This window comes from Bradyrhizobium sp. 134 (assembly GCF_023074155.1).
Taxonomy (GTDB): domain Bacteria; phylum Pseudomonadota; class Alphaproteobacteria; order Rhizobiales; family Xanthobacteraceae; genus Bradyrhizobium.
In genome coordinates, this window is sequence record NZ_JADPKX010000030.1 from 1 (window position 1) to 7,098 (window position 7,098).

5 protein-coding genes and 1 pseudogene are annotated in these 7,098 nt (G+C 58.5%); 4 read left to right on the forward strand and 2 right to left on the reverse strand.

Annotated elements, in window-relative coordinates; translation table 11 throughout:
* From IVA75_RS09530 to IVA75_RS09545, 4 genes and pseudogenes are all read left to right on the forward strand, one after another.
* Positions 1 to 188, forward strand: a 188-nt coding sequence (locus IVA75_RS09530; RefSeq protein WP_247290037.1) for a hypothetical protein, incomplete at its 5' end; no start/stop codon positions are given.
* 111 nt (positions 189 to 299) lie between these two features.
* Positions 300 to 1,631, forward strand: a pseudogene (locus tag IVA75_RS09535) (IS1182 family transposase).
* A 434-nt stretch (positions 1,632 to 2,065) separates the two neighbouring features.
* Entirely contained in the window at positions 2,066 to 2,785 is a 720-nt protein-coding gene (locus IVA75_RS09540; RefSeq protein WP_247290039.1) for a hypothetical protein, read from the forward strand.
* A gap of 53 nt (positions 2,786 to 2,838) precedes the next feature.
* Positions 2,839 to 3,432: a tetratricopeptide repeat protein gene (locus IVA75_RS09545; RefSeq protein WP_247290041.1), complete on the forward strand. Its 594-nt coding sequence runs from the start codon at positions 2,839 to 2,841 to the stop codon at positions 3,430 to 3,432.
* Between the two features lie 1,206 nt (positions 3,433 to 4,638).
* Here IVA75_RS09545 and IVA75_RS09550 read toward each other — a convergent pair.
* Both IVA75_RS09550 and IVA75_RS09555 read right to left on the reverse strand, forming a co-directional pair.
* Positions 4,639 to 5,073 carry a hypothetical protein gene (locus IVA75_RS09550; protein WP_247290043.1) on the reverse strand — a complete coding sequence of 145 codons (435 nt, stop codon included), beginning with the start codon at positions 5,071 to 5,073 and terminating at the stop codon, positions 4,639 to 4,641.
* 1,364 nt (positions 5,074 to 6,437) lie between these two features.
* Complete coding sequence (locus IVA75_RS09555; RefSeq protein WP_247290044.1) at positions 6,438 to 6,704, reverse strand: hypothetical protein; 267 nt, start codon at positions 6,702 to 6,704, stop codon at positions 6,438 to 6,440.
* Positions 6,705 to 7,098: the final 394 nt, after the last annotated feature.

Sequence of the window (7,098 nt, forward strand, 5' to 3'; positions counted from 1 at the left end):
CGTTGTCCAGCCGCATCAAGAAGCCGGATATACGTCAGCAGTTGTGGCCGTCGATCCTGATCAAGCCAGTCGTTGCAATCGGGCGGGGTCCATATACGTCCACACATGGCCCATCGCCGAAAGAGCGCCTCAGCCGCCGTGATGTCCGCCGTGGCTGCGATTGTGTTGCAAAACTCCGGTTGAGATGACTCGCGAATCGTGATTCCGTTGGTTTGAGGCGGCATTTGCGGGAGCAGCGGATGTTAGGTCGGTAGGAGAGCGGCCAGGGCCAGTTCTTTTACTCCTTTGATCTCGACAAGGTGGTGCCGGTTGATCACCTGGTACGGCAAATCGACGGTTTTCTGGACCTGAGTTGGGTGCACAACGAGCTCGCTCCATTCTACTCCCACACTGGCCGGCCTTCGATTGATCCGGTGCTCATGATCCGGATGCTGGTCTTTGCCTACGTATTTGCACTTCGTTCCGAGCGTCGGCTCTCCGCCGAGGTCCTGGTCAATCTGGCTTATAGATGGTTTTGCAAGCTCGGCGTCGAGGATCATATCCCTGATCACTCGGTGTTTTGCCGGGCGCGGCGCGAACGCTTCCGTGAGAGCGATGCCTTACGCCGGGTTTTTGAACGTGTAGTGGCGCTGTGTATTTTGGCGGGGCTGGTCGGAGGCGAAGCGTTCTCAGTCGATGCGAGCCTGATCAAGCCCGATGTGAACAAGACTAGGCGACTTCCCGGCGACCAGCCTCTACCTGGCCAAAGGCGGAGGAAGCATCCCATGCGGTGCGCGAGTACATCGCAGCGCTTGATGCTGCCAATAGCGATAAGGACGGCGATGAGGACGGCGGCGGTTCAAGTGAAGGCAGCCGTCGCCGCAAGCCTCCCAAGGAAGTCTCGCTCACCGATCCGCAAGCAACATGGGTTACGAGGCCGGGCGTGGATCCATTCTTTGCTTATGATGCGAACTATCTGATCGACAACAAGGCCGGGATCATCCTCGATGCGGTAGGCACGCGCGCGAACCGTGCGGTTGAGATTGCTGTCACCCAGATCATGGTGGACCGTGTTGAGCGTCGCTTCGATCTGCGCCCCAAGAGATTGGCAGGCGACACGGCTTACGGCGCGGTCAGATTGCTCAAATGGCTAGTGGATCGCAAGATCACGCCGCACGTTCCGGTGTGGGACAAGTCGGCACGCCCCGATGGGCACCTTTAGCCGAGCGGACTTCGTCTTCGACAAAAAGCGCAATGTCTATGTTTGCCCGGGTGGCGCGGAACTGACCAGCACCGGCAATATCGACATCGTTTACTACAGGGCCAGCAAGAGCGATTGCTCTGGCTGCGCCTTGAAGCCCAAATGCACGACGGCGGTCGTGCGCAAAATTACCCGTGACGTCAACGAAGATGTGCGCGATCATGCCCGTGCGCTGGCCAATACGGAAGTCTTCGAGCAATCGCACCGCGAGCGCAAAAAGGTCGAGATGCGTTTTGCTCATATGAAACGCATTCTCAGGCTCGACCGGCTTCGGTTGCGGGGCCTGAATGGCGTCAGGGACGAAGTGCTGCTCACAGCCACCGCGCAGAACCTGAGGCGGCTGGCCAAGCTAATCTGCCGTCCCCCGCCACAACTGGCAGTCCCGTGCTGAAATCCACCAGCAAAACGGAAACCGCCGACACCCCGCACCAAAAAAACCGCCGAAACTCCAAAGCCAAGCTCGCCCCCAAGTCAGAAACGAGTTTTGCAACACAATCGCTGCTAAACCGGACGCCGAGCTGAACTTGCCTCGACTGCAACTTCTGACCCACAGGGGAAATCTATCGGACCTCGTAGACCGAACATAGTCTTCAGAAAAAACGCTCGAATGAGTCAGAAGTCTTGACCAACTTAAACCGTGCAATTCTGCTAATGTTTGAAGTTCGGGCGTGAGGCCTGCAGGGAGCCGACGGTGACAAACTTGGAAGTCTCCAACGCCCCCCTGCCAAACCGCCATTTGATAATGAGCAGCCGGACAAAGCGGCACTCGATGAGGATCGGAAGCCGCCATCCGATCGCAATCTAAGGATTCGCTTGCGGGCACGATTGCAGCTGATCGGCGGCGCGCTCGCCTCAATTGGTGCCGTGGGAGCTATCGCCGGTGGCCTCGTCGGCTACTGGACTGTTTGGAAGACGCTTCGCGCAGACGTCTTTCCGGAAAGCCAAAAAACCCAAAAGGATGCTACGGCTCGGCCCGACGTTGCTCCCCGTTTGTCTCTCGTTGTCCTGCCATTCGCAAACCTCAACAACGATGCGGAGCAGGACTATTTTGCCGACGGCCTTACGACCGATCTAACAACAGACCTCGCGCAAATGCCCGATACATTCGTTATCGGGCGGGGGACGGCTTTCACCTACAAAAATAAGCAAATCGATCTCAAGGCGCTCGGCAAGGATCTCGGCATCCGATGGGCGGTACAGGGCGCCGTGCAACGGGCCGGAGATCGGGTCCGGATGAACGTGTCACTTGCCGAACGTCGACTGGTCGCGACGTCTGGTCTGACCGCTTTGATGGCGATCGATCGAATCTTGCGACCTTACAGGAGCAGGTCACGGCGCGGCTCGCTCGCTCTCTCAACGTCGAACTCATCCAAGCCGAAAGCCGACGCAGCCAAATGGACAGACCAACCAATCCAGACGCTGTGGATTTCAGCATGCGCGGCTGGGCGAAGCGGTATGGCCCTCGGACCAAGTCAACGAACGAACAGGCAAACGACTTGTTCGACAGCGCACTGCGCCTCGATCGAAACAACATCGACGCAATGATCGGCAAGGCGTTGTGCATAGCGGATGGCGTGATCTAAGGATGGTCAACATCCGTGATCGAGGACAAAAGGACGGCCCTCAAGCTGATTGATCAAGTTCTTGCACAACGGCCGGCGACCGCAAACGCGCACGCAGCCAAGGGCAACATTTTGAACTATGGAAATCCCGAGGCAGCTTTACCTGAATACGACGCAGCGCTGGAAATTGATCCTAATTCGCCCGTAGCGTACGCATCCAAGGGAATTGTACTTATTACGGCAGGACGTGCGCGCGAAGCGTTTCCCCCGATTCAGATCGCTCTGCGCCTAAGCCCCAAAGATCCGGCTGCTGGAACTTGGCGCTTTTTCCTCTGTCATGCTCATGTCCATCTGCGCCAATACACGGAAGGCATCGGGGAATGTAAGCGCTCCATCAACTTGAATAAATTGGACTGGTTTCCGTATGTAGATCTGATTTCAGCTTATGGAGCCACTGGTCAGTTGGAGCTGGCCCAGCAAGCGTTGGTCGAATTGAATGCACTCCGACCGGACTTCACGATTCAGTGGTTCCAGCAAATCGGCTACGCACGTTCGACTAATCCGCAGTTTCGTCGTGAGTACGACGGCATCGTCGAAGGATTGAGGAAGGCAGGCGTTCGCGAGCAATGAGATGGCCAGGATGTTCGTTGCTTGCTCAGTTGCGAGCAGAGGTCTCCTTCTGGGCCCATCTCGGACATTCTGACCGGCGCTGATGATGTCCGTCCCCGGAGCTCAAGCGGAAGTAAGCAGCCTGGGACACCAAAGGCCGCTCGTGACCCACTCTAGACGTCATATGCTTCAGGACCGCCTTGCCCTTGAGAGCGTAGCAGCGTCGCGGCGCATAGCGGGGCAGGTGGTCGCCTGCGCTCAGCAGCGCGCGAGATCAAAATGCGAGGGGTACGCGGATATGTCAGTAGGCCGAGGTTTGCATCCAGCCTAGGCCATTGCTACCGGTTTACCAGCGTCCCCTCGTCGGAAACGCGCCACGCTGCCAAGCCGAAACATAGCGTTAGCATTAAGTTGGCCAGCAAGAGCAGGACCGAGGCAAGTGGCTCACACGCGCCTCGGGAACAGAACGTCCCTCCAGTCCGGAGACAGGTGGATGATTCGAAAAATGCAGCTGTGCTGACCTGGTTGCAGTTTGTTAAAAATTGCTGGATCAACAGCTTCGAACGGGGAGCGCAGCCATCGAGCGGTTCGTGCGGAGCCGGGGACTTCGCGCCGCGCTGATCGTAGCTAAGAGGCACGGCAGGAGTTATGATCTTTTCCTTCTCGCTCGGGTCATTCGCTTCCAAGGAGTCTGGCAGTGATCAAAATCTTACAAGGAATGCTCCTCGCGACCACGGTTCTCGCTGCTGCTAGTGGGGCGCACGCAGCGGGTGGCTGTGGCGAGGGCTGTCATAGGACAAGCGGTGGCGCATGTGTCGTTGACGGCTGGGGCACGGGAGCCAAGGTTCGGAACGAATGCCCGGCGACCTCTCGCCCCCGTCCACCCTGCGGCGGCGGGGATTTCATCTGGGACCGCACCAAACAGGCATGCTTCCAAAATAACCGCAGCTGGTTCTGATCTCGCGCCCCATTCAGGCGCGCTCTACACAGCGCAATCTGATCTCAGTGCGATGGCCTCAGAGCGGGTGGCAACGAGTTCGGACGGGAACAGCTTGGCCCTTATCTCGGCCAGTGCGTTGCTTCAAGGCCCGCTGTCGGCGCCGGCGCTGACGGGCTCGGTTCGCGTGCTTGGGATCAGGTGCGGACCTCCGGGCGCGGGAGCCGGCTAGCGCTGGACTGCTATGATGGTTGTGCGGCCCTGCCGCCGGCTTACAGCTCAACTGCGGACTAGCCGTCTTGGCAGGGAATACCGAAGTTGTCACAAGCGAGAGCGAATGACGCTTTTGCTTTTGTATCCTCGAAGCAGAAGCGAGTGCCGACCTCTGCCTGATCGATCCACCAATCGACGTTGCTGCCTTTCGCGATGCGGGAGGCTTCGCCGCGTAACAGGTCCAGTTGTCTTCCCGCAGCACGAACGATCAGGCAATTTTTCTCTTTGGGCATAATACCTTCTCCAATGGCACAGGACGCGAAGTCATTGGTACTAAGAGCCGTGAACACGAAGGCCGCAGCAGGGGGACTGCTGCTGCGGCCCGCGCGGTCAAAAATTCCGGGTGAAAAACGACGAGGTGAAATATCCAGCCAGCCCCGGTGCGATGATCGTACCGCAACATCTCTGGCTCGCAATATGATCAGTTTCACAATCGGCAGAAGGCTTAACATGCATCAGTGCGCCGGCTCTCAGGTCCATGTTGATCGGGAACAATCGGCAATCTGGGTGCGTTCGCCTCCAGCTCCGGGCGATGTCTCGGAGCGGACGCGTAGAACTTCCGGCCTCAGGAATCATCGTCTGGGGCCGGCTTTTTGCAGGACCGCCTTGGCGCCAGTTTGATTTAGCGGTCGTCTATGCCATTTGGCAGATGAAAGGGTGGCGGTCGGAAGCTATCCGGGATATTTTGTCAATTCAGCGGAAGCTGGCGCACTGAGAGACGACCCGGCTTGGGGGCCTGAGGGTTGATGCCGGGGCCGCTCCGCCAGCTCGAAGAAGAGAGCTAACAAGCCTCCAATTTTTCCTCTGCGCGTTCGTTCCTCTAACGAGCGCTCGATCTCGCAAACTGCGGCGGCCTGCCGTTGCTAAATCCGGCCTGACCTCCGCCCCTCGATAGCCGCACCCGGCGCACACACAGCGCGGCTCGATACCAGACAAGCGAACCTCTCCGGCCAGGGAGTTGCGAGCCCAATGGCAGAAGATCAGGTGCCGCTTTCGGCCATCTCGCGCATCTCACCAAAGGTGATCTTCTGAAGCCGCATGCCGGTATTCATGGCCATGTCGCCGAGAGTCAATGGCCGGCCCTTAGCGGCTCAGCAGGCGCGCAAGGTGGGTAAACAAACGCGCTGGTTCACTTGGGTGGCCTGTTCGGGATAGCAAGGACCGGTCCAGCCCCCTAAAAAAACATGGGCTCGAGCCTTGTTCGCCTATCAGCCTGGCGCGGAGGGAAGGTAATTCGGCTTCAGGTCTTTCCCGTCCTGGGGACGCTTCTTGGCAAGCCTGACTGAAAGATGAGTCACACAATGAAATGCGCACCCCCGGAAGAGGGTGGCATCGCCGCGGGATGTCGCGGCTTCGACGCTCGCAGTCTAACGGAAAGCCCCTTTCTCACGAAGGGGCGGTTGAAGTCGCGGCGCCCAAGGGGAGGGCTCCGGGGCGGGCCGCCAGACGCGGCACGGATGCTTCTTACGCGGCCGCCCTTCTGGTCATTGGCGCACAAGCTTGGACCGCATACCGGCCATCATGGTGTAGGCAAAGCGCCGCCAGATCAGGTTCATCAGGACTAGCATGTCGCGTCCCCGTGTTCGATTCTGGTACTTTCGGCCCCCTCTGTTTCAGCAAGATTTCGCGGGGCCGGGAAATGGCTTCGTGCGAGGTTGGCATGGTGGGGTCGTTGACGCCGCAAAGGAGGTCTGAGTGGGGATCATAATGGTGCCCAGTCGCGGCCGTCTCGCAACTCGACGACAAAATCTCGCTTTCAACTGGCAATCGGGACGCCGCGGTTGACCGTACAGAAATGGAGGAGTGCGGGGGCCAGTCACGCTTGCGGCGCTTTCCGTTTTTGATTAGCTGTGCCACGGGCGCCCCTCAAGGCCGCTTCGATGGTCTTGAGCCGCGCACCTCGTCGGGATATTCCGCTTTGCTGCTTAGGCGCGGATGATCGGGACACTCTCGTAACCAGCCACAGATCGCTGCCGCAACTACCGCATTCATAACGCTTCAGTTCGTAGCCTTTGGTGACGAGGAAAACAGCTTTGAGCAGTCGAGCTTGGCTACAAACGGTGCATCCGGCTTCGCCGTTCACGATCGCCTCCCGCAAGCAATTTGGCCACAATGATAGAAATCAGAACTGAGTCTCGGTTCAGGAGCAATAGCGGCTCACGCTGGCGGGCCAATTTTCCATACAGCCACCCTGTAGTCGTCCGGAGGTGTAAACGCCGGCCATTGGAATTACCGTTCTCACCTTTTGGCGGACCAGCAATGGCGCAAGGCGGTGGCACGGACAAGGCACCAGCCCTCATTTGCAACAGATGTCAGCGTCCAATGGAGTTTCTCACGTCCCTGCCAGCAATTGCAAACCTGCCCGCCGCCAATGCCTACAGGTGCATGCCCTGCCTGAGAGTTGAAACTATCGTTCTGGGCTGAAGGAAGGCACCGCCAGAGGACTACTTGGCTTGAGCTCGAAAGTCCGAGGCTAG